General features: G+C 60.5%; 20 protein-coding genes and 1 riboswitch. Of the genes, 9 read left to right on the forward strand and 11 right to left on the reverse strand.

What is annotated here, in order from left to right; all coding sequences use genetic code 11:
- Positions 1 to 5 precede the first annotated feature (5 nt).
- From ACP7E6_RS04705 to ACP7E6_RS04715, 3 genes are all read left to right on the forward strand, one after another.
- Entirely contained in the window at positions 6 to 386 is a 381-nt protein-coding gene (locus tag ACP7E6_RS04705) for an SUF system Fe-S cluster assembly protein (protein WP_113244768.1), read from the forward strand.
- 90 nt (positions 387 to 476) lie between these two features.
- The gene (sufA, locus tag ACP7E6_RS04710) at positions 477 to 869 is read left to right on the forward strand and encodes a Fe-S cluster assembly scaffold SufA (RefSeq protein WP_426228341.1); all 393 of its coding nucleotides are present in this window, start codon (positions 477 to 479) and stop codon (positions 867 to 869) included.
- 119 nt (positions 870 to 988) lie between these two features.
- Positions 989 to 2,869, forward strand: coding sequence for a PAS domain S-box protein (locus ACP7E6_RS04715; protein ID WP_426228343.1), 1,881 nt, complete (start codon positions 989 to 991; stop codon positions 2,867 to 2,869).
- A 79-nt stretch (positions 2,870 to 2,948) separates the two neighbouring features.
- Here the strand turns inward: ACP7E6_RS04715 and gcvP are convergent, their stop codons facing one another.
- From gcvP to gcvT, 3 genes are read right to left on the reverse strand one after another with little or no spacing between them, the layout of a single operon-like run.
- Positions 2,949 to 5,813 carry an aminomethyl-transferring glycine dehydrogenase gene (gcvP, locus tag ACP7E6_RS04720; protein WP_426228345.1) on the reverse strand — a complete coding sequence of 955 codons (2,865 nt, stop codon included), beginning with the start codon at positions 5,811 to 5,813 and terminating at the stop codon, positions 2,949 to 2,951.
- On the reverse strand, positions 5,813 to 6,175 hold the full coding sequence (gene gcvH, locus ACP7E6_RS04725; protein ID WP_060640913.1) for a glycine cleavage system protein GcvH: 363 nt from the start codon (positions 6,173 to 6,175) through the stop codon (positions 5,813 to 5,815). Before gcvH ends, gcvP begins: the two co-directional genes overlap by 1 nt.
- Before the next feature lie 15 nt (positions 6,176 to 6,190).
- Positions 6,191 to 7,330 (reverse strand): glycine cleavage system aminomethyltransferase GcvT, encoded by a 1,140-nt coding sequence (gcvT, locus tag ACP7E6_RS04730; RefSeq protein WP_426228347.1) that lies wholly within the window; start codon positions 7,328 to 7,330, stop codon positions 6,191 to 6,193.
- Positions 7,331 to 7,472: 142 nt separating this feature from the next.
- A riboswitch (glycine riboswitch) is annotated at positions 7,473 to 7,560 on the reverse strand.
- A gap of 160 nt (positions 7,561 to 7,720) precedes the next feature.
- Here gcvT and ACP7E6_RS04735 point away from each other — a divergent pair.
- Complete coding sequence (locus ACP7E6_RS04735) at positions 7,721 to 8,116, forward strand: hypothetical protein (RefSeq protein ID WP_426228349.1); 396 nt, start codon at positions 7,721 to 7,723, stop codon at positions 8,114 to 8,116.
- A 103-nt stretch (positions 8,117 to 8,219) separates the two neighbouring features.
- Positions 8,220 to 9,206, forward strand: coding sequence for a DUF1775 domain-containing protein (locus ACP7E6_RS04740; protein WP_426228351.1), 987 nt, complete (start codon positions 8,220 to 8,222; stop codon positions 9,204 to 9,206).
- A gap of 78 nt (positions 9,207 to 9,284) precedes the next feature.
- Here the strand turns inward: ACP7E6_RS04740 and ACP7E6_RS04745 are convergent, their stop codons facing one another.
- The 5 genes from ACP7E6_RS04745 to ACP7E6_RS04765 all read right to left on the reverse strand — a co-directional run bounded on the left by ACP7E6_RS04745 (position 9,285) and on the right by ACP7E6_RS04765 (position 12,027).
- Positions 9,285 to 9,620, reverse strand: coding sequence for a hypothetical protein (locus ACP7E6_RS04745; protein WP_426228353.1), 336 nt, complete (start codon positions 9,618 to 9,620; stop codon positions 9,285 to 9,287).
- 170 nt (positions 9,621 to 9,790) lie between these two features.
- The gene (locus ACP7E6_RS04750) at positions 9,791 to 10,030 is read right to left on the reverse strand and encodes a hypothetical protein (RefSeq protein WP_426228355.1); all 240 of its coding nucleotides are present in this window, start codon (positions 10,028 to 10,030) and stop codon (positions 9,791 to 9,793) included.
- A gap of 373 nt (positions 10,031 to 10,403) precedes the next feature.
- Positions 10,404 to 11,330, reverse strand: coding sequence for a 4-hydroxy-tetrahydrodipicolinate synthase (gene dapA, locus ACP7E6_RS04755; RefSeq protein ID WP_426228356.1), 927 nt, complete (start codon positions 11,328 to 11,330; stop codon positions 10,404 to 10,406).
- On the reverse strand, positions 11,323 to 11,832 hold the full coding sequence (locus tag ACP7E6_RS04760) for a hypothetical protein (protein ID WP_426228358.1): 510 nt from the start codon (positions 11,830 to 11,832) through the stop codon (positions 11,323 to 11,325). The genes dapA and ACP7E6_RS04760 overlap by 8 nt, the downstream gene beginning before the upstream one ends.
- 6 nt (positions 11,833 to 11,838) lie before the next feature.
- Positions 11,839 to 12,027 carry a hypothetical protein gene (locus ACP7E6_RS04765; RefSeq protein WP_426228360.1) on the reverse strand — a complete coding sequence of 63 codons (189 nt, stop codon included), beginning with the start codon at positions 12,025 to 12,027 and terminating at the stop codon, positions 11,839 to 11,841.
- A gap of 197 nt (positions 12,028 to 12,224) precedes the next feature.
- Here ACP7E6_RS04765 and ACP7E6_RS04770 point away from each other — a divergent pair, with 197 nt between their 5' ends.
- A complete protein-coding gene (locus ACP7E6_RS04770) occupies positions 12,225 to 12,635 on the forward strand; it encodes a nuclear transport factor 2 family protein (protein WP_426228362.1) in 411 nt (136 codons plus the stop codon).
- A 46-nt stretch (positions 12,636 to 12,681) separates the two neighbouring features.
- On the opposite strand, the gene ACP7E6_RS04775 is transcribed toward ACP7E6_RS04770, so the two are convergent.
- The 3 genes from ACP7E6_RS04775 to ACP7E6_RS04785 form a co-directional block, all read right to left on the reverse strand.
- On the reverse strand, positions 12,682 to 13,272 hold the full coding sequence (locus ACP7E6_RS04775; protein ID WP_426228364.1) for a carboxymuconolactone decarboxylase family protein: 591 nt from the start codon (positions 13,270 to 13,272) through the stop codon (positions 12,682 to 12,684).
- Between the two features lie 108 nt (positions 13,273 to 13,380).
- The gene (locus ACP7E6_RS04780) at positions 13,381 to 14,361 is read right to left on the reverse strand and encodes an HAD family hydrolase (RefSeq protein WP_426228366.1); all 981 of its coding nucleotides are present in this window, start codon (positions 14,359 to 14,361) and stop codon (positions 13,381 to 13,383) included.
- A 14-nt stretch (positions 14,362 to 14,375) separates the two neighbouring features.
- Entirely contained in the window at positions 14,376 to 15,341 is a 966-nt protein-coding gene (locus ACP7E6_RS04785; RefSeq protein ID WP_426228368.1) for a formylglycine-generating enzyme family protein, read from the reverse strand.
- A gap of 309 nt (positions 15,342 to 15,650) precedes the next feature.
- Here ACP7E6_RS04785 and ACP7E6_RS04790 point away from each other — a divergent pair, with 309 nt between their 5' ends.
- From ACP7E6_RS04790 to ACP7E6_RS04800, 3 genes are all read left to right on the forward strand, one after another.
- Entirely contained in the window at positions 15,651 to 16,349 is a 699-nt protein-coding gene (locus tag ACP7E6_RS04790; protein ID WP_426228370.1) for a L,D-transpeptidase, read from the forward strand.
- Positions 16,350 to 16,515: 166 nt separating this feature from the next.
- On the forward strand, positions 16,516 to 17,568 hold the full coding sequence (locus ACP7E6_RS04795) for a hypothetical protein (RefSeq protein WP_426228372.1): 1,053 nt from the start codon (positions 16,516 to 16,518) through the stop codon (positions 17,566 to 17,568).
- Positions 17,569 to 17,744: 176 nt separating this feature from the next.
- Positions 17,745 to 18,656, forward strand: a complete 912-nt coding sequence (locus tag ACP7E6_RS04800) for a DnaJ C-terminal domain-containing protein (protein ID WP_426228374.1) — start codon at positions 17,745 to 17,747, stop codon at positions 18,654 to 18,656.
- Position 18,657: the final 1 nt, after the last annotated feature.

The raw sequence follows: 18,657 nt of genomic DNA on the forward strand, positions 1-18,657 counted from the left end.
TGCCGATGAGCCTTGATACGACTGAAAACAAGATCGACGTTCGCGAAGGGATTGTTCATTCCGCCATTCCGGCGGACGAACTGGCACGTCTGAGCGACGATGTCATTTCTGCGCTGAAGACCGTCTACGACCCGGAAATTCCATCCGACATCTTCGAGCTCGGGCTGATATACAAGATCGATATCGAAGACGACCGCATGGTCAAGATCGCCATGACGCTGACGGCCCCCGGCTGCCCCGTGGCCGGCGAAATGCCGGGCTGGGTGGAAAATGCCGTCGGCGCTGTCGAGGGCGTGTCCGGGGTTGAAGTGTCGATGACGTTTGATCCGCCGTGGACGCCTGATCGTATGTCGGAAGAGGCGCAGGTTGCGGTCGGCTGGTACTGATCACGTATTGATCCCTTAACCGCCGCGCATTACATTTAAGACTCGGAAAGCATCAGGCCTTGAACCTGATTGCTACAAGGAGAACGGCCCATGGGCTTTGCAGTCATGAGTTTGAGCGATGCGGCGGCTGGCCGCGTCAAGGCGATCGTCGATAATGCCGGTGGTGATGCCCAGGGCATTCGTGTCGGCATCAAGAAGGGCGGCTGCGCCGGCATGGAATATGCCATCGACATGGTGACCGTCGCGAACCCGAAGGACGATCTGGTCGAACATCAGGGCGCCAAGGTCTGGGTTGCCCCTGAAGCCGTGCTCTATCTGCTCGGAACCCGGATGGACTTCGAAGTGACGACATTGCGCTCGGGCTTCACCTTCAACAACCCGAACCAGACATCGGCATGCGGCTGCGGCGAATCCGTCGAACTGAAGCCCGCCGATCTGGCTGCGCTGGCAGCAAAGGGCGACGCGGTGGTTCGCGCCAGCTAAGCATCTTCTCGCCGTGGTCCGGCGCTCTATCGGGAATTCGCAAAGAGACTGGTTTGCGCCAGTCTCTTTTTCTGTTTTTATGCCCTTGTGTGTAGGGGGCGGAGCGTGACCGAGTAACCATGACCGCGGCGCAGAAAGATTTCGTTCAAGCGATCTATGAGGTTTTTCCTTCTCCCGTCATCTTTGTCGATGCCGACCGCGTTGTTCTGTCTGTCAATGCTGCCACGGTCGAGCAATTCGGCTATGCTGCTGATGACATGATCGGTGGGTCTATGCAGATGCTCTATGCCAGCGACCAGGACTTTGAAGCCGCTGTTTTCCAGAACGCGGCGAAACCGGGAAACACACAATTTTCCGAGGGTATCCACCGCTACCGCCGCCGCGATGGCTCGGTGTTTACGGCACGGATCCGGGTAACGCCGGTAGCCGATGCGGACGGTACGGAGTTAGGTTTCGCCGGTGTCGTTCATGATATCTCCGACTATCTCGAGCTTGACCGCGAGCGCCGGAAAGCCGGCGAAATTCTCGACACTGCACTGCAGGCCATTCCGGAGGGGTTTGCGATCTTCGATGCAGATGAACGGATCATCGTCTACAACGACGCTTATAAACGAATCTGCGGCGCGGCCGGACCGCGCTTGAAAATCGGCATGACCGCCGAAGAGATCATGCTTGCCGTCTACGAGGTGGGATATTACCCCAACGCCCCCGTCGGATCGCCGCAGGCGAAGGCCTGGCTTGAGGGGCGCATGCGGGCGTTCCGCAATCCCGGCGGCGACAACCAGATCTTTGAATATGGCGACGGACGCTGGTTGCGTATCGAGGATCTGAAGACACAGGATGGCAATACCGTTGCGCTGCGCATCGATGTCACCGATTTGAAGCGGGCCGAGATCGCGCTCGATCGGCAACGGCTGGAATATTATACGCTCGTGCAGAATATTCCCGACTTCATCTGCCGTATCTCCGGCGATCTCCGCTACACATTCGTCAATGACCGGTATGCGCGGTTGGTTGGCATGCCGGCCACGGATCTGATCGGACAATTGCTTCGAGATTACGTTCCGGTAACGGACCGCAAAAGCCTGGTCACCACGCTGAAAAGCCTTTCGGTCCAGACGCCGCTCGCCACGCGAGAACAATATCGCAAACTGTCCGATGGCAGCGATCTCTGGCTATTCTGGTCGAATATCGCCGTCTTCGATGGCGGCGAACTGGCGGAATATGTCACGGTCGGACGCGATATAACCGAATTGAAACAGCAGCAGCAGCGCATCGCCCAACAGACTGCCGAGTTGCAGCGCAAGAATGAGGCGCTCAATCAGTTTACCGGCACGGTGTCGCATGACTTGAAAGCGCCGCTGCGGCACATGTCGATGTTTTCGGACATGATCGTCGAGGATGTGGCCGGCGGCAATCACGATGAACTGCCCGTTTATGCCGGCCATCTGCGCCAGAGTGCGCGGCGGATGGACCAGCTGATCGACAGCCTGCTCGACTACGCCCAGATTGCCGACGAAATCGGTAGCTGGCAAATCGTCTCGATGAGCGATGTGATTTCCGACACGATCCTCAATCTCGACAGCTTCATTCAGGAGGCCGGAGCGAGCATCAAAGTTTCGGCTCTGCCGCAGATCAAAGGCGACCCCGAACTGTTGAAGCGGCTTTGCCAGAACCTGATCGGCAATGCCATCAAGTACCGCCGGGAGGACGTGCAACCGGTCATCCGGATCTATGCCGAAACGGATGAAGGTGCGGTCCGGGTGATTTTCGAAGACAATGGCATCGGCGTCGATCCGCGGTTTTCCAGGAAGATTTTCGACGTGTTCCAGCGCCTGCACCGGGATGAATCTGTTTATCCCGGCACGGGTATCGGACTGGCGCTGGCAAAACGGATCGCCGAGAGCCACGGCGGCTCCATTTCGCTTGATACGGCGTTCACACAAGGCGCACGGTTCGTGGTGACGCTCCCTGAGCCGAGGCAATCTGGCGGAAAGTAAAGACGCGGGTGGACGTTCGCTCGCATCGCGCAGTAATAAAAAAAAGGGGCGCATCGAGCGCCCCTTTCGAGTTTGGAAATTACTCTGCCGCCTCGGCATAATCTTCCAGCGGCGGGCAGGTGCAGACGAGGTTGCGGTCGCCAAAGACATTGTCGACGCGGTTGACCGGTGACCAGTATTTGTCGACACGGAACGCTCCTGGCGGGTAGCAGGCCTGTTCGCGCGAATAGGGGCGATCCCACTCGCCGACCAGGTCCTCGACCGTGTGCGGGGCATTCTTCAGCGGATTGTTCACCCGGTCCATCTTACCGTCTTCGATCGCCTGCGCTTCGGCGCGGATGGCGAGCATGGCATCGCAGAAACGGTCGATTTCGGCCTTGGTTTCCGATTCCGTCGGCTCGATCATCAGCGTGCCGGCGACCGGCCAGCTCATGGTCGGAGCATGGAAGCCGCAGTCGATCAGCCGCTTGGCGACGTCGTCGACGGTGACGCCGGCGCTGTCGACCAGCGGACGGGTATCGATGATGCACTCATGCGCCACGCGTCCCTTGGCCGACTTGTAGAGCACGTCATAGGCGCCCTTCAGCCGGGCGGCGATGTAGTTGGCGTTGAGGATCGCCACCTTGGTCGCCTGCGTCAGGCCTTCGCCGCCCATCATCAGGCAGTAGCTCCAGGAGATCGGCAGGATCGAGGCCGAGCCGAACGGAGCAGCCGACACGGCACCTTCGCCGCCATCGGTTTCCGGATGGCCGGGCAGGAAAGGGGCGAGATGCGCCTTGACGCCGATCGGCCCCATGCCCGGACCACCGCCGCCGTGCGGAATGCAGAAGGTCTTGTGCAGGTTGAGATGGCTGACATCGGAGCCGATGTCGCCGGGACGCGCAAGCCCGACCATGGCGTTCATGTTGGCGCCGTCGAGATAGACCTGGCCGCCATGCTTGTGAACGATCTCACAGACTTCGCGGACATTCTCCTCGAACACACCGTGTGTCGACGGATAGGTGATCATGCAGCACGAGAGGTTTTCCGCATACTGCTCTGCTTTTGCACGGAAATCGTCCATGTCGATATCGCCGTTGTCGCTGACCTTGATGACGACGACCTTCATGCCGACCATCTGGGCGGAGGCCGGATTGGTGCCATGCGCGGAGGTCGGGATCAGGCAGACATCGCGATGGCCGTTGCCATTGGCGCGGTGATAGGCGCGAATGGTCAGAAGTCCGGCATACTCGCCCTGCGCGCCCGAATTGGGCTGCATGGAAACCGCATCATAACCGGTAATCTGGCAGAGCTTCTGCGACAGATCGGTGATCATGTGACGATAACCTTCAGCCTGGTCGGCCGGCACGAAGGGATGGATTTCAGAAAATTCCGGCCAGGTGATCGGCAGCATTTCGGCTGTCGCGTTCAGCTTCATCGTGCAGGAACCGAGCGGGATCATCGAGCGGTCGAGTGCCAGATCCCGGTCCGACAGCCGGCGGATATAGCGGGTCATCTCGCTTTCCGCACGGTTCATGTGGAAGATCGGATGCGTCAGATATTCGCTGGTCCGCAACAGGGTTTCGGGCAGGCGATAACCTGCTTCGAAATCCTCGACCTGGAAATCGCCACCAAACGCCCGCCAGACGGCTTCCAGCGTCACCGGCCGCGAGCGCTCGTCGAGGCTGATGCCGATCTTGGTGGTGCCGATGCGGCGAAGGTTGACTTCTTCTGCCACGGCCGTCTTCAGGATGATGCCCTGCAGCTTGCCGACATCGACGGTGACCGTGTCGAAGAACACGTCCGGCTCGACCGTGTAGCCAAGCTTTTCGAGGCCAAGCGCCAAAAGGACGGCCTTTTGGTGGACGCTCTGGGCGATGGCCTTGATGCCTTTTGGGCCGTGGAAGACGGCATACATCGAGGCCATGACGGCTAGTAAGACCTGCGCGGTGCAGATGTTCGACGTCGCCTTTTCGCGGCGGATATGCTGCTCGCGGGTCTGCAGCGACAGGCGGTAGGCGCGATTGCCGCGGCTATCCTGCGAGACGCCGACCAGACGGCCGGGCATCGAGCGCTTGTAGGCGTCCTTGACGGCCATGTAGGCCGCATGCGGGCCACCGTAACCGACGGGAACGCCAAAACGCTGGGTGCAGCCGATGGCGATGTCGGCGCCCATTTCGCCGGGCGATTTCAACAGCGCCAGCGCCAGCGGATCGGCAGCGACGGTAGCGATCGCACCCGTCTGGTGCAGGCGGGCAATCAGGCCGGTGAAGTCGTGAACGTGGCCATAGGTGCCCGGATACTGGAAGATCGCCCCAAAAACGTCGACCGGGTCGAGATCGGTAAACGGGTTGCCGATGACGATTGACCAGCCGAGCGGTTCGGCGCGGGTCTTCAGAAGTGCGATGGTCTGCGGGTGGCAACCTTCATCGACGAAAAAAGCCTTGGCCTTAGACTTTGCCACGCGCTCGGCCATGGCCATGGCTTCGGCGGCAGCGGTTGCCTCGTCGAGCAGCGAGGCATTGGCAACGTCAAGACCAGTGAGGTCGCAGACCATCGTCTGATAGTTGAGCAGAGCCTCGAGACGGCCCTGGCTGATTTCCGGCTGATAGGGCGTATAGGCGGTGTACCAGGCGGGATTTTCCAGGATGTTGCGCTGAATGACCGGAGGCGTGATCGTGCCATAGTAGCCCTGCCCGATCAGCGACACGAGCTTCTTGTTGAGGTTTGCCGTTTCGCGCATCTTGTCGAGCGCCTCGCGCTCGGTCATCGCAGCGCCCCAGGCAAGCGGGGCCTTCTGGCGGATCGACGGCGGAACGGTGTCGTCGATCATGGCATCGAGGCTGGGATAGCCGATGACCTTGAGCATCGCCGTCATTTCATCGGGCGAGGGGCCGATATGACGCCGGTTGGCGAAGTCGTACGGCTTGTAGTCAGTAAAGGTGAAATCCTTCGGCATGCTCATCAGGCGATCAGCTCCTTGTAGGCGGCCTCGTCCAGAAGGGCGTTGACGGCCGACGGATCGGACAGTTTCAGCTTGAAGAACCAGCCGGCGCCCTGCGGGTCGCTGTTGACCAGGGCCGGGTCATCGACGATGGCCTGGTTGCTCTCGACGATCTCGCCGTCAAGTGGACAATAGACGTCGGAGGCTGCCTTGACGGATTCGACGGTGGCGGCGGTGGCGCCCTTGTCAAGTGCAGTACCGGCTTCCGGCAGTTCCACGAAGACGAGGTCGCCGAGCTGTTCGGCCGCATGGGCGGTAATGCCGACCGTTGCGATATCACCCTCGATTTTCAGCCATTCGTGTTCATCGGTAAATTTCAGCATGGGTTCAGCTCCTGATCAGCGTTTGTAGGTCGGGGTGACGAAGGGAAGGGCGGAGACGGCGATCGGCAGGTATTTACCGCGCACCTCCGCGAAAAGCTTTGTGCCACTGGCGGTGTGGGCCGTATCGACATAGCCCATGGCGACGGGGTGGTCGGCGCTTGGGCCAAAGCCGCCGGAGGTAACAGTGCCGACCGGTACCTTGCCTTCGGAATCGGCAAACAGCGGCGCTCCACCGCGCACCGGGGCCTTGCCTTCCGGCTTCAGGCCGACGCGGCGGCGGCTCGCACCTTCGGCGAACTGGCGCAAAATGACCTCGGCACCTGGAAAACCGCCTGCGCGGGAACCGCCGGCGCGGCGTGCCTTCTGCATCGCCCATTCCAGGCCTGCTTCGACCGGGGTGGTGGTGGTGTCGATATCATTGCCATAGAGACACAGGCCAGCCTCGAGACGCAGCGAATCGCGTGCGCCAAGGCCGATCGGCATGACGTCGGGATGTTCGAGGATCCTGCGCGTCACATCCTCAGCCGAGGCAGCCGGGATGGAGATTTCAAAGCCGTCTTCGCCGGTATAGCCCGAGCGAGAAATGATGCAGGGCACGTCGTGCAATGCCGCCTCCGCCACGTCCATGAAGCGCATGGTGGCGATGTCGGCCCAGAGTTCGGCAAGCACGCATTCGGCGCGCGGTCCCTGCAGCGCGATCAGCGCGCGGTCGTCGAGCAGGGTCAGTTCGCATATGTCGCCGAGATGCTGTTCGAGATGGGCGAAATCGGCATCCTTGCAGGACGCATTGACGACGAGGAAGAGGTGATCACCGCGATTGGCGATCATCAGGTCGTCGAGGATATTGCCGTTGTCGTCGGTAAATAGTCCGTAGCGCTGGCGTCCGTCGGCGAGGCCGAGCAGATCGACGGGCACCAGTTTTTCCAGCGCCAGTGCTGCATCTTCAATCCGGCCGGATTTCGGACGCAGGATTACCTGTCCCATATGCGAGACATCGAAAAGGCCGGCGGAGGAGCGGGTGTGCAAATGCTCCTTCATGACGCCGGCAGGATATTGCACGGGCATGTCGTAGCCGGCAAACGGCACCATGCGGGCGCCAAGAGACACGTGCAGCGCATGCAGCGGTGTCTGTTTCAGTGGGGAATGTTCGTTCAAGTCCGGCCTCCAGGTCTGGCGTCACGCGCCGGCTCATCTCCACGGCGCATGTTCTGCGACGTTTCCTCGAGCCCCCTCTGTCCCTTTGCCTGAGATTGTTATCCCTTCGGCGAGCGGAAATGCTTCTCTCCAGAGTCCTACCGGCACCTTGCTGGTCCTTTGGCCTGAGAGTTTCCGGGGCGGTTGCTCCTTCGGCACCGGTATCAACCGGATTCTCCCAACAAGATCGATTTCAGATAACGGCGATGCCGGCGGCTTGGCAAGCGCAAAATGTCGCGCCCAAACAGATTTTTGTCGTGCCTGTTTCGGAGTAGCGGACAGAACAGAAAATCGTCCTTTGCTTTTTCACCGGCAAGGCGATAACGCAATCCCACGAGACGAGGATGATCGATGGCGGTAGCCGGGCGACAGTGGCAGATGACGATGCGGGTGCTTTCAGCGCTGGCGCTGCTGTTTTTGTCGTTTGCCCATCAGCCGGCCTTCGCCCGCCAGATCACCCCGGCCATGGCGGCAGACTATATGCTGCCGGACGGTACCATCGGCGATATCTGCTTCGGGCTTGACGGCACCGAGGGAAAAAGCCACGGCTCTTCGCACGAAGCCTTATCGCCGGTTTGCGATTATTGCCGGTTGTCGGCTACCATTGCCCTGCCATCGCCCCCAGGCGACGGCTATCTGATTATCCGCGTTGCCGCACTTTCAGACAGCAAGCCGGATTTCCCCAACGTTTTCGTTGCGCATCCGCGCCTCCTGCCGCAATCGCGCGCACCTCCGCTCCCGCTCTGACAGCTTCGCCTCGGCGATTTTCCATAATATTCAAAGTATTGAGCCGCCCTAAGCGGCATTGACCGTCCTGCCGTGCGTGCAGGCTCCGGCCGGAGACAGATCGATGACACAGACCAGGACCACACTGCTTGCACTCGCACTTTCGCTAGGGGCTGCCGTATCGGCGCATGCCCATGCTTCTTTCGAGACCGATGAAGTCGCCTCCGAAAGCAGTTTCAAAGCCGTGCTGCAGATCCCGCATGGCTGCGATGGCAAGGCCACCACCGAGGTGCAGGTCAAACTGCCGGAAGGCTTCGTCTTCGCCAAGCCGCAGCCCAAGGCCGGCTGGGAGCTGGAGATCGTCAAGGGCGATTACCAGAAGAGCTATGATAATCACGGAAAGACGGTCACGTCCGGCCCGCTGGAAATTCGCTGGAAGAACGGCAACCTGTCCGACGATTTTTATGACACCTTCGTGATCAGCGGCAAAATCTCGGGATTCGACAAGGACACGCAGATCGCCTTTCCGGTGACGCAGATCTGCGGCACATCCGGCAAGGTTGTCTGGGACGAGATTGCCGCTGAGGGCCAGAGCGCCCATTCGCTGGAGCACCCGGCGCCGACAGTGATGGTGACGCCTGCCCAAGCCGGCGGCCACGATCATCATGACATGGCGGCGATGGCTGGCATGGGCGCAACCGATGGCGCGCCGGTCAAGGCCGGATCGCTGGAAATTTCCGGCGGTGCGGTCAAGGCGATGTTGCCGGGCGCAAAAGTTGGCGGCGGCGGCTTCATCATCAAGAACGACGGTGGCGAAGACGATGTGTTGCTTTCGGTCGAGAGCCCGGCTGCGGGCCGTGTCGAGTTGCATGAGATGACGATGCAGAACGACGTGATGAAGATGCGCAAGCTGGAGAGCGGCATTGCTCTTCCAGCTGGCGAAACCGTCACGCTTCAAAGCGGTGGCTTGCACCTGATGTTCTTTGGTGTGAAAAAGCCGTTCGCCGAGGGTGACAGCATTCCGGTGACGCTGACCTTCGAAAAGGCTGGCAAGGTCGATTACGTGCTTTCCGTCGGCAACGCCGCCGGTGGAGCGCAAAAGCACAAGTAAAGCCTGCCGATTTTTGCGGGACGCATGACGGCGCAGGAAACTGCGCCGTTACGTTTGGCCAGCATCTGTTTGGCTCGGTTAGTTGTCTGCCGCTTCGTCGTCCGGGCGTAATGCCTCGTCGCTCTCATCGGATTCCACCTCATCCGGGCCGAATTCCATGTAGCGGCGGACCGCTTCGCCGCGCGTACCCTGCGGCAGGCGGCTATTGGACGTCATCAGCATCAGCGACAGCGCGGTCGGGCTGCGAAGGGCAGCAACCGAGGCGTGGGTGTTTGCCGCGTCATCCTTTGGCCGCGCCGAAAGCAGGGTGATCGCCTCGTCGGTCGGACCATCGCCGCTGACGCGGGCGGACGGCTTGATGGCTTGCGCCGCGTAAGCCGCCGTGTTGGCTGACATGGTTACGACCAGGGTCATGGACGATCTGCCCGTGCCGGGCACTCCTTCGGATGTGCAATCGATCCTTTTTAACCCGGCCTCCGTTTCCTCCCGGTGAAATCGCGCGCTGGCATTTAAGGCAAATCTTATCGATCATCCGATGGAAAAAGGGGGCGCAGACCGCCGGGGAAAGCGCGCGCCCCAAAGGTTTAGGCGTAGCGCCGCGCAGGGGTATTCCGCGTTGCTGCGGATGTTGTTGCCGATATATCGTCAAACTCGACACATTTGCCGGCCGGTGCGCGGCACACCGCGCGCGCATCGTGATTGCTTTCTTCATCGGCAAAGTGCAGGGCCGCTGCTTCGCTGGCAAACAATCCGCCAACCCGGCCCAGCCGGTCGTGCACGACCCACCAGCCGTGATGATCGCAGCCGACGGTGAAACGCGGCATTGCGGAATGTGTGTTCGTGAGGGGGTATCGACTGCCCATGATCCTTGTAGACCTTCGTGTTGTTAATGGTGGCTTGCTACTGGTGTGGTGCTGATTGCGCGCCTCAGCGCAGAAACCAGCCTGCCAGAATCTGAATAGTGCCGGCGCAGGCAAAGACTGCAGCCAGGCGGATGACGGCGCCGGACAGGCTGCTGCGATCCGATGTCATTGGCGCCGCTGCCTGCCTGTCTGATGAATTTTGCCGGGCGTAGGGTTGCATGACCTGCTCTTTCGGTTGAGATACTTGCAATCCGTAACGCACTGATTGCCATAAGAAAATATGCACTCTGTCATTGCCGTTCCATGCGTGGTCGGCGGGTTTGTTGTTAAAATCTCATAGGAATTGCCGGCGCGCTGGCGCCGGTTTGCACAGCACCGGTGCCAGTGCCATGCGGATCGCCGCAGTGGTTTCCGCGACGATCGGCGTCAGCGGCAGCCGGACATCGTCGCTGATGCCTCTGAGCAGACTGAGACCGTATTTGATCGCAGCGGGGCTCGGTTCGCGCTCCAGTGCCTGAAACAGCGGGTTGAGCCTTTCCTGAAGGCTCTGCGCCGATTGCTGGTTTCCGGTGGCGAGCGCCTGATGCAGCGCAACGGTCAGTCGCGGCACCAGATTGGCGGCGGCCGAGATAACGCCACGGCCGCCCATGAGGGTGAAGGGCATGGCCGTCAGATCGTGACCGGAATAGAGTGCGAACCTTTGACGCAGGGCCGCGGGAATTGCAGCAAGCCGGGCGATGTCTCCCGTTTCATCGGCAATTCCAACGACGGACCGCAGCGTTGCCAGCCGTTCCAGCGTACGGGGAGAAATATCGATCGCCGTTCGCTGCGGTGAGACGCCGACGATGAGCGGCAGGTCGACCCGATTGGCGATCGCCTGATAGTGGCGGAACAGGCCTTCCTGAGCGGGCTTGCTGTAGTAAGGCGTCACCACATAGGCCGCTGTGGCCCCCATGTTCTTCGCCTCTGCCGTCCGCGCAACCGTTGTTTCGGTGCAGTTCGTGCCGGTACCTGCGAAAACCGGGACGCGGTTGCCGGCAACTGCGACGGCAAGCCTGATCAATCGTGTCCGTTCGTCATCGGTCAGCGCCCAGGGTTCACCGGCAGGTCCGGCAACGAGCAGGCCCGAGATGCCGCTGTTGATCTGCCATTCGGCGAGGTCAGCGAAGGCGCATTCGTCCAGTTGATCGCCCTGAAAGGGGGTGACGAGGTCGCAGATTGCGCCTTGTGGCGTGGTGTCGATCCGGTGGCGTTCAGTCATTTCCAAATTCCTTTTGCACGGCTGCGTTTTTCCGTCTTCGGTGCACAAACGGTCTGGCTTTGCGGATGGTGCTGCTCAGAACAGCGATCAGGACGGCAGCCGGCGGATCACGATGTTCGGCGCGCATCAGTTTGCGCCGCTGCGGCTGGGAAAGGGCGCTGCGGACAGTCAGGGTGGCAACCCAATGATCTCCCTGCGGGTCAAGATCGCGGATGTCACGGGCCGGCTGGCAGGATTGCGCCAGAAGGCGAAGAGCGGCGGTAAACGCCTCCTTTTCCATCAGCCGGCGAAACTCCGGCAGCTGTTTGATGTCATCCGGCAGGCCGGCGATCTCCGGCAGGATGCGCACGGCTTCCCAGATATGGTGCTCGCGCAGAACCCGCGCGGCGCAAACCCTGGCAATCAGGCTGGCGAGTGCTGTTCCAGCTGCCGTATGATCTGCAGGAGGGGCGACCGCGGTTGGCGTTATCCGGGAATGCGACAAAGGTGTCGTGCTCATCATGATGCCTCAGGCGACGACCAGGATCAGGGCAATACCGGCAAGGGAGAGAACGATCGCCGCAGCGTTCAGCGCCGCCGTGACGCGGGCGCGACGCTGCCTGCAGGAGCGCTTGTGCCCGGATGGCTGGTGGGCGGAGCACCGGGCGTCAATGCTGCGTGCGGAAAGGATGGAGGCGTGAACGTGTAACATGGGCATCGGGGCATTGACCTGTTTCGATGCCCGGATGCTAGAGCTGCCGCCCATTTGAAATCCATTCCGGGAAAACCGGAAAGAGATAAAGGTTTTATAGGAGAACAATTTTAGGCGGGCAGCCCTTCTGCCTTTGAAACTCTAGTACTTGCGGCCCTTCTTAAATATGGCACACTTCTCTCAACCAAAGGGGAGGGATGCAGATGACGGACAGGGAAACGCTCGAAGGCATTATCAACAAGCTCTACGAGGCACGTGCGGTCAACAACATCGATGCTTTGATGTCCCATACCGGACCCGGCTTCAGTTTCTGCCTCGTCGGCAGCGGCAAGCTGGCACCGATGGCACAGCGGGTCTGCGAACCGGCGGCGGTCGATACCGCCATGCGTGGGTTGGTTGCTGACTGGGACATGTCCCAAATCAAGACCACCCGCCTTTATGTCGATGGCGATACTGTTTTTGCGCATCGGGCAGGGTTGATCCGCTACAGGGGCGGCCGGGAAATTCACACGGAATATCTCGATCGTTTCACCTTCAAAGACGGCAAGATCATCGACCTGACCGAATTCGTCGATACATTGATGGTCGCCGAGACTGTCGGTTTGGTTCAATAGACAAGACGATCCTGAATGACCGGGTTGTCAGTGGAGGTGACCAAACTCAGGCCGTCCCATCGATCGGGTGACCGACAACCAGCGCAGTCTTCAGGTCCGGGTCCAGCTTTTCATAAGCGCTGTCGGCCAGCACGCCGAGCGCATCGAGCGTCTTGGAAAAGAAGCAGCGCACAGTAGCAGCGGTGACGATATCGAAAATCTCCGCGTCGGAAAGCCCATGCAGCCTTAACTCATCGACATCAGCGATTGTTATCGACGACGCATCGCGCACGACCTTGGCGGCAAAGCGCATGATGGTGCGCTCCGCTTCGTCGATTGTCGCCGCGTCGGGATCATCAACCACCTGCCGGAGTGCTTCCGCAGTAAAGATATCGCGCAAAAGAACGGAGCCGTGGGCGAGCAGGCAATAGGAGCTCTTCATCTCTTTCGCTGCCGCCATCGTCACCAGTTCGTAGCGGCGCAGGTCCATTCCGGCCTTGATGCTTGAAAGTAGAGCGCTCCAGTTTTCCATCACATCCGGCCGGTGGCCGAACGCTTTCACCATATTCGGCACATAACCGTAGCTGGCTTCCGCATCAGCGTACAATTTCGCAGTTTGCTCACTTACGGATGCGTCGGGCGTGTCGATGAACGGCATTGTGAAGCTCCCTGCGCAAGAAACTGCATGATGGTGGTGCCGGCAATCCGCAGCAATCCGGGTGCTGCGGTTCACCTGTCTTGTCTTTTTTGCGTCTTTGAGCGCCAATCACGGTGTTTCGAACGCGTAGATTTTCTTCCAGTCGTTCTTCATGTCGACGAGCAGCCACTTGCGTTGTGTTGCCTCATCCATGGCCTTGTCGAGTTTTCCGAAGTGTGATTCGCGGTCGTAGGCATATTCGCGCACGGCATCGGTGTGGTGCACGATCAATCCAAAGCTGTTTGGTTTTCCACCGGTCACCCAACGCAGCATCTCGTAATCGCCATCGGAATTTCCAGCCACGAAGATCGGGCGGCGACCGATGAACTTGTTGATGCCGACGGGTTTGCCCGGACCATCATCGACGAAATCGATCTTCGGCAGGCGATTGAGAACAGGCTCGCCGTCTACAAGCGCATATTCGGTGGCTATGCTACTGCCGATGACCTGCTCGGGGGGGATGCCATACGCCTGCTCGGTAATCGGCCGCATGAATTCGATGCCACCACCAGAGACGATATAGGTCTTGAAGCCGTTGGCCCTGAGATAATCGAGCAATTCGCGCATCGGCAGGAACGTCATCTCGTTATAGGGCTTGCCGGTTTTGGGGTGTTTGGAGGCGGCAAACCAGTCGGTGACGATCTTGGCGAATGCGTCGGTGGTCATGCCTGCGTGGGTGGCCATTCCGAGCTCGACGACACCCTTTTCGCCGCTCGCTGCCATGCCTTTCAGGTCGCCGGCCAGGATGGATTTGAACGGCTCTTTTTCCTTCCATTCCGGATGATCGGGCGCGAGCGCCTTCACCCGGTCGAGCATGAAGCCGAGCTGGAAATAGAATGGCTGCTCCGACCAGAGCGTGCCGTCATTGTCGAAGACGGCGATGCGATCTTCCGGCTTGACGAAATCGGCATTCTTCTCGTCGGTGACCTTGGAGACGAAATCGACGATCGCCTGTTTCGACGTGCCGTCGTTCCACGATGGCAGATCATCAGCAAGTGCTGCGAAGGGCAACAGAAGCACGACTAGGAATACCCGAACAAAATTCAGCATGGATCTCTCCCGGATCAGTTTGCAGGTCTTTTCACGCAGCGAAAACCGACATGGCTGGTGGACGTATCCTCCGGCTCCGCATGGCGGGCGGCAGGGCGGTAACGGCGGCAATAGTTCGGCGCGCAGAGATGCGATCCGCCCTTCAGGACCCGCCGTGGAATGCGGATATCAGGCACATTCGGATCGTAGCTCGCATCGACGGTGCCGCCGCGCGGGTTCTGCGGAATGCAGCAGGATTTGGCGGCCGGTTCCGGATGGCGTGTTGACCAGTAGTCGGTCGTCCACTCCCAGACATTGCCGATCATGTCATAGGCGCCGTAACCGTTTGCGGCGAAGGATTTGACCGGCGTCGTCCGGTCCTTGCCGGCGGGTTTGGTGCTGTGGGTCGGGAAGGTTCCGGCCCAGGTGTTTGCCATGGCGACGCCTCCCGGCGTCAGTTCATCGCCCCAGGCATATTCGACATCGTCGAGACCACCGCGCGCGGCCAGTTCCCACTCGGCTTCCGTCGGAAGATCGAGGCCCGCCCATTCGGCATAGGCCTTCGCATCGCAGAGCGCCACATGCACGACGGGATGGTCGAGCTTGCCGCGAAGGTCGCTCAAGCCACCATAGGGGCGCCGCCAGTTGGCGCCGAACTTGAAAGCCCACCACTGGCTGATATCCGGTCCGTTGACCGATTTGGGTGGCGTGAAGACGAGCGAGCCGGCTCTCAGCATCTCCGGCAGAGCACCGGGATAATCCTTGGGATCCGGTGCCTTTTCGGCGAAGGTCAGATAGCCCGTGGCTTTTACGAATGCTATGAACTGCCGGTTGGTCACGGGCGTCGCTTCAATCCAGAAACCATCGACTTTCACAGGGTGAGGGGGAGCCTCCTCGGGATAGTGTTTGTCGGATCCCATTGTGAAGGTGCGGCCCGGTATCCAGAGCATCTCGCTCAATGCCATAAAACTGTCTTTTCCGCTATCCAATGCCAAAGCCATGGCAGTCTCCGAATTTCGATGCCGCAACATCGCAACCGCGATGTGCATCCGGAAGTACGTTACAGTAACAACGCCTCCCGGGCAGCTGCGTCTTTCACGCAACGACACATCACGATGTGGTGACCGGGCGGGAAACTTGACGCCAGAACCGCAACGTCCCGTTGGAAAGGGCTGCGATTGGCTGCATAAGAGCTTGATCCGATTCCTGCGGGGTGAAGACGCGTGGCGCATTGCTTGATTGGCGAGCATGCCGGCTGCTTCGTCCAGATGGGCCGGACATTATTGCCGACTAGCGAATTGATGGGGCTCATGACGACCGATCACAGTTTTTCCCGCCGCGGTTTTCTCGGCGTTCTTGCGGCAGGCACGCTTGCCGGATGTTCCACCACGATGCCGGGCGGAAGCAATGCTCCGACGCCCGGGCGACTCAGCCGGCCGATCGGCCCGCCGTCGGATGCCGAGTTGCAGGTGATGTACGGCCCTGTCGAGGACGGCGGCTATTTGATCCCGGCCATTCCATACCAGCAGATCGATCCGCAATTCTACCGCCAGCGCGTCGTCGATCGCACCGGCGAAGCGCCGGGTACCGTCGTCGTCGATACGCCATCGCGCTTGCTCTACGTCATCGAGCCCGGTGGCACGGCGATGCGGTACGGCGTCGGCATCGGCCGCGAAGGTTTTGCCTGGCAGGGCGACGGCGTCATCCACTGGCGCCAGGCCTGGCCGCGCTGGAAGCCGCCGAACGAAATGGTGGCGCGCACGCCGAGCCTTGCCAAATATTCGATCGCCAATGGCGGCATGGAGCCGGGCCTGAAAAATCCGCTCGGTGCCCGGGCGCTCTACATCTTCCAGAACGGCGAAGACACGCTCTACCGGCTGCACGGCAATCCGGAATGGAAGTCGATCGGCAAGGCAGTCTCGTCCGGCTGCGTGCGGCTGATGAACCAGGACGTGATCGATCTCTACCAGCGCGTTCCTGCAAAGGCGAAGATCGTCGTCTGGCAATAAGCCGTTGAGAGGCCGGCGAAACTGCGCCTGCCTCCCGCAAGCTGCGGGGCAGATATTAACCGGACGCTAACCGCGATGACCGATTCTTCGATGGCCGGGCGCATTATTGCTCCGATTTGACACGTCCGACAAAACTTTGGCACGATTTCCAGCGATAGACCCTTTCATGAATTCTCTGCTTGCTCTTTATCGCGCCTCGACGCGCGTCAGTTCCGCCCGCACGGTCGTGTCGCGGACGTTGGCAGCACTTGCCCTTGGCGTGGCGCTGTCGGGCTGCATGGCGCTCGACGACCTCTCCGAGGCACCGCCGAAACTGTCCGGCAAGATGATCGCGGAAATGTCGAAGAAGGGCATGAAGCCGGAAAGCCCGGTTCTGGTGCGCATTTTCAAGCAGGAAAGCGAGCTGGAAGTCTGGAAGGTCAACAAGACGGGTGCCTATGCGCTGTTGAAGACCTATCCGATCTGCCGCTGGTCCGGGGAGCTCGGCCCAAAGACGAAGGTTGGCGACCGCCACGCGCCGGAAGGGTTTTATCACGTCTCCGCGGGCATGCTGAACCCGAACTCGCAGTTCTACGTTTCCTTCAATCTCGGCTATCCCAACCGGCTGGAATCGGCGCTCGGTTATACCGGCGAGGCGCTGATGGTGCACGGCGCCTGCTCGTCATCCGGCTGCTATGCGATGACTGACCAAGGCGTCGGCGAAATCTATGCAATAGTCCAGAAAGCACTGGCGGGCGGCCAGGAAAAATTCCAGGTCCAGGCCTATCCTTTCCGCATGACGGCGCAGAATATGGCCGGCCATCGCGGCGATCCGAACATGTCGTTCTGGCGCACGATGAAGGAAGGCTACGATGCCTTTGAAGTAACGCGCCGGCAGCCGAAGGTCTCGGTGTGCGAACGCCGTTATGTTTTCAACAAGGAATTCGAGGGCGGCGAGCCGACCGATCCGCTGGCGGCCTGCCCGCCGGTTGTCAATCAGATCGAGCCGCAGGCGATGGCCAGGATAGAGGCGGAAGACCGCAAGCTGGACACGGCGATTACCGGGTCCGTTCCCGCCAGCTCGACACTCAGCGCCTATTCGGATGGCGGCATGCATCCGAGTTTTCGGGCGCTGTTGAAGGCGCAGGGCCCGAAGAAGCTGGCCGCCAGCATTTCCGGCACACAATATCCGATCAGCCGCCCAGATGCTGCCCTGGCCGATCCTTTTGACGGGCGGTAGCATCACCGATCAGTGACGCGACGGATGGTGCGCGCGCTGCCGGCTGTGGTTTATCCTGGCCATGCCGCTCCGTTCTGCTATTCCACTCCCAGTACCATCCGGCGCGTTGCAAACGCTTGCTCTCGCCCGCAGATGGCCTATCTTCACAGTCACGACAATGCTTCGGCAGGAGCCACATGGCCAACGATCCCTACAAAACCCTCGGCGTGGCGAAAACCGCGACGCAAAAGGAAATCCAGAGCGCCTATCGCAAGCTTGCCAAAAAGCTGCATCCTGACCTCAATCCGGGCGACAAAGGCGCCGAGGACCGTTTCAAGACGGTCTCCGAGGCCTATTCGGTGCTGGGCGACGAGGACAAGCGGGCCCGTTTCGACAAGGGTGAGATCGACGGCGCCGGAACCGAACAGGCGCCGCGAAACTATTACCGCGAATATGCAGGCGCTCCGGGCACCGACGCGCGCTACCAGAACAGCAGCGGATTTTCCGACTTCACCAGTACGGACGATATTTTCTCCAGCTTCTTTTCACGGCGGGACCGGAGCCAGATGCGCGCCAAGGGCAGGGATTTGCAGTTCTCGATGGAAGTGGACTTCCTCGATGCCGTCAACGGCTCGAAAGAGAAGATCACGTTGCCGGACGGAAGCGTGCTCGACCTGCAGGTGCCGCCCGGTACCCAGCAGGGTCAGACGCTGCGGCTGCGCGGCAAGGGCGACCCCGGCTCCGGCGGCGGCCCGGCCGGCGATGCGCTGATCGAAATCCACGTCCGGTCCCATCCCATCTTCACCCGAGATGGCGACGATATCCGGATCGACATGCCGATTTCTTTGCGTGAAGCCATTCTTGGCGGCAAGGTCAATGTCCCGACGGTATCCGGCAGCGTCATGCTCACTCTGCCGCCGCATTCCAATACCGGCAAGACGCTGCGGCTGAAGGGCAAGGGCGTTGCCAAGCGCGGCGGCGGCAACGGCGACCAGTACATCACCCTCAAGATCATGCTGCCGGACGCCGCCGATCCGGAACTGACGGCCTTCGCCACCAACTGGGCGGCCGGCCAAGCCCATAATCCTCGCAGGGCCTGGGGAGATTGAC

This window comes from Pararhizobium sp. DWP3-4 (assembly GCF_049898205.1).
Lineage (GTDB): Bacteria > Pseudomonadota > Alphaproteobacteria > Rhizobiales > Rhizobiaceae > Pararhizobium.